The organism is Bartonella sp. AU15XJBT, assembly GCF_028618615.1.
Classification (GTDB): domain Bacteria; phylum Pseudomonadota; class Alphaproteobacteria; order Rhizobiales; family Rhizobiaceae; genus Bartonella.
In genome coordinates, this window is record NZ_JAQITG010000058.1 from 1 (window position 1) to 3,922 (window position 3,922).

At 33.2% G+C, this 3,922-nt stretch carries 3 protein-coding genes; 2 read left to right on the forward strand and 1 reads right to left on the reverse strand.

Annotation, left to right across the window (positions count from 1 at the left end):
• Both PVV57_RS09695 and PVV57_RS09700 read left to right on the forward strand, forming a co-directional pair.
• On the forward strand, nt 1-207 hold a 207-nt coding region (locus tag PVV57_RS09695; protein WP_273783984.1), incomplete at its 5' end, for an HNH/ENDO VII family nuclease.
• A gap of 270 nt (nt 208-477) precedes the next feature.
• On the forward strand, nt 478-948 hold the full coding sequence (locus tag PVV57_RS09700; RefSeq protein WP_273783985.1) for an SMI1/KNR4 family protein: 471 nt from the start codon (nt 478-480) through the stop codon (nt 946-948).
• Nucleotides 949-1,751: 803 nt separating this feature from the next.
• Here PVV57_RS09700 and PVV57_RS09705 read toward each other — a convergent pair.
• On the reverse strand, nt 1,752-3,922 hold a 2,171-nt coding region (locus tag PVV57_RS09705; protein ID WP_342753462.1), incomplete at its 5' end, for a type ISP restriction/modification enzyme.

The following is a 3,922-nucleotide window of genomic DNA, read 5'->3' on the forward strand; positions in this document are numbered from 1 at the left end:
TTGGAAAGAATGGCATCAGGAAGAGCTCCTATTGGAGTCGATTGTAGGCCTATTATGTTACATCCTATGACACAAGAACAAGATAGTCCTATCGCTGAGGTTCTCTACTCATTTTATCAAGGCAAAAATTTTGTTGCTGATATGAAGCCAAAGACAAATTTTATCAGAAAAGTTATTTGTTGGATTTCAAAAAAAATTTCTAAGTAGGAAAAAAGAAAAAGTAATTATTGCAAATATTGGAGTCATGCCACTAGAAGGTGCTCTCTAAGCTTTAGTAATCATCCCTTTTAATGACATCATATATTGTACATGCGAGATGATTTTACCGACACAGATGAGACAAGAGCTCCATCAAGAAAATATCCCTTATGCTTTTATCAATTTAATCCCAATTCCATTGACTATAAGAGAGAAATATTGATCAGTAGAAACACTCATTATTAGTACAAACACGCTGTGACTTATGGAGAAAAATTTATGAAAAGTTATACTTTAGATGATGTTGCACAATATATTGATATGCATAGTCATGTTATTAATTTTGGGACTAAAGATAATGCACCTGATGATGTACGGATTAAAACAGCAGAGAACACTCTCGATTTACAATTTAGCTCTTCCTACAAGAGTTTTTTAAAAAATTATGGAGGAGGAGAAATAGGAGGTGAAGAAATATTCAGTATTTATGAAATCTGTTCTGGTATTCCTGCTGGTGATATTGTTTACCGAAATTTGCTCGATAGAAGAGATGGCTTTATGAACTCCAAACAGCTTGTTGTCTGCACAACTGATTTTGGTGAAAGCTTTTACTTTGATTATACTCAGTTTCAGGATGGAGAGTGCCCGCTCTATCTTAAGTTTCCACTTGACGATCCCCAGTATTACGCAAGTAATTTTTATGAATTTCTCTGCAAAAGAATTAAAGAGTACGCGGTGGAAGATTCATGAAGACTTACACTTTAGATGATGTTATACAATTAGTTGATAAATATGAAGGTGATATTGTTAATTTTTTTTTGGAGAAGAAGAAAGAATAGGTTACCTAATTTGAAAGCGGTTTTGTAATATATTTCAGCTTAATATTTTTATGCATTCTTATAGCTGTTATTTGCTTTATAGCCACCGCATCATTTTTCATTTTCATAAGAGAAACGATAAATAGGATATAGGATAATTGCGATTTATAGACTGTTATGAAAACATCTAAAGAGAGATTGATAATTATAGAGATTAGAAAAATCCCTTTTAATAGGCTTTTGTCAGTTGTGTCAGTCCTTTTTAGACCCTATAATTATTTTTTCAAATGAGTAAAATTAAAAACATTATATATCAATATGTTAGTATTTTTAAGATACAACTTATATCAATAATACAACCTTAAATACAATCTTTAATATATATTTAAGAGGGTTTTGTAGGTGTTTTGGGGGTTTTAAAAACAGACAAAACCTATAAGCAAAATGAATATACATAACTCTCTTTAAACAAAGCTATCATTTTAGATTACGGTGTAATCCTTTAAAGGCAATGTAAAAAAATCTAATTCACTTTAAGAATGGATTTCTTAAAAGTCTTAAAGCAATCCAAATGAGAGTATCTAAAAATGCAAGTTTCTTCTTTTTAGAATAACGCATATAAACACTCCTTTTAAAGATTGTATGTAAGCAATGTATAAAGGGGGTATAGACTGTTATAAGACCCTATACCCCTTGTGAGATTAACATACCCATTATGTGAGCATGCTTTATAAGTTATTCAGTTTCTCTTATTTCTAATTTTGGTAAGTTTTTAACGATTTTCATTGTTTCTAAACTTACGGTAATAACCTTTTGAAACAACTCTAGAGGGTAGGCAGGGTTGCCAACGGTTTCAACAGCATAGTGATTGGCATCATTGACAATGCCACTCTTTTTATCAGTCTTAACACATTGACGCCCCATAACCCATTCAAGAGCAGGTTTACCATTGACGATATACTCATAAGCTGCAAGAGGGATATCTGTTATGGTAATATTGCTATTGTAAAAAACAGTTGATTTATCCTTTTCGGATTTTCCTTTCTCTTTACCTGCTTTTGCGAATTTCATTTCAGTAACGTAATAAAACTTTTCGGGATTAGAGATGTCAGTTAATTTTGGATTACCCTTTTTAAAGGTCACTGGATAAGGCTCTATGCTTTCGTAATTCACGTGCAAATGACCTAATTCACGTCCTGCATTAACAAATTTCCAAAAATCACCAGCACTTTTAACACAAGGGATACGAGGCAATTCTTTGCATAAATTATGAGCATAACGAGAGCGATAATCTTCCGAATGAAGTAGACCGTAAACATAATAGAATAGATCATCTTTTGTTATGGTCTCATTCGGATAAGCGGCTTTAAAATGGGCTAGACCTTCATCAGTAATAGCATCACGCCTTTGTAAACCAGCTGTTTTACTTTTTTCTGTAGCATTTGCGAATAAATGTGATTGTTTCTTGTTTTTATCTTTTAAGACCGTAGTGTCTTTATAGATATATCTTGGAAAGCATTGACCTTTTTCTATTGCATCTAAATTAGGTAAATCCTTACTCATCAAAACAGAAAAACCACACCTTGCTCCTACGCCTGTAATTTGAATGACGCTATTTTCAATCATTTCCCCTATAGGAAATATCCTCGGCATTTGTAAAACTCTCTCATTGAAGGTGCGATTATAATAGAGCCATTGTTTCGTAAAAGGACGATATAGGCTTTGAATAATAGATGTATCTTCAAGTTCAAAAACTTTTCCTCTTACTAGTTCTTGCTTAACATTATGGCTCCAACTGATTTTTCTTTCATCCGTGGTGACAAAATTGTCTACAGCCTTTGCACGTGTTTTATTGTCGTCATGTAAATAGGTGTTATAGCGTTCTACTTCACTATTGTAGAAATCAATCATGTTATTCATATTTTCTGCTAAAACTTCACGGCTTGAATTATATGCCCATGCATCACGACTAGTGACAATACCACAAGATAAGATTTCAAATAGCTTTTTACCATGACCTTTTTTATAACCTATGGCTAAAAATTCTTTGAAACTGTCATCACGTTGACCAAGCCAATCGCCATGCTTGTCTGGTGTAATTATTTTCCAACCTTGTTTACTCCGTGTAATGCCATCAATGCTTCCAAAATCCTTAATTGTCTTAAGCTTTTTTTCTCTTGTGTGATTATTTCCAATATCATGATAGTAAATTTTACAAGGTCCAAAAGCATTGGGATTTTTGATAAATAGTGTTACCGCAATACCAGTCATACTACCACTACCAAAAACATTCTCACCTTCTTGAGCTCTTCCACTGCTTAACATATTTTTACGAATATCTCCCCGTAAATTAAGCACATAAATACTCGTAAATTCTTTGGCTAAAGATTTTCGTAATCCATCCATTGTTGACTTTTCTATATAACCAGAACCAGAAACAAAGCCAATTACCCCAGAATTATCAATACGATCACTAGCCCAGCGAATGGCACGAATATAACTATCATAAAGATTTCGCATAAGGCTTGCTTTAGATTGAGCCGCATAAGTTTCACCAATACGGTCATTTAATATCGGGTAAGGGGTATTCTTTGCATTATCATTAGCACTTTTTTGTCCTACTGAATAAGGAGGGTTGCCAAAGATAACTTCAATATTCAGTTTCTTTTGATGCTCTAAATATTCACTGTTTTCTTTAAACAATTCCTGTAGCAGGTTTTTCTCTTCAAGCATCCGAAACGTATCTGTCAAACCAATATGCTTAAAAGGAATATACTCACCTTTCATAAGACTATGATAAGTCGATTCAATGTTAATGGCTGCTATGTAATAGGCAAGTAAAACAATCTCATTGGCATGGATATCATGACGGAATTTATATTCCATATCCTCTGGTTTGATGAGAT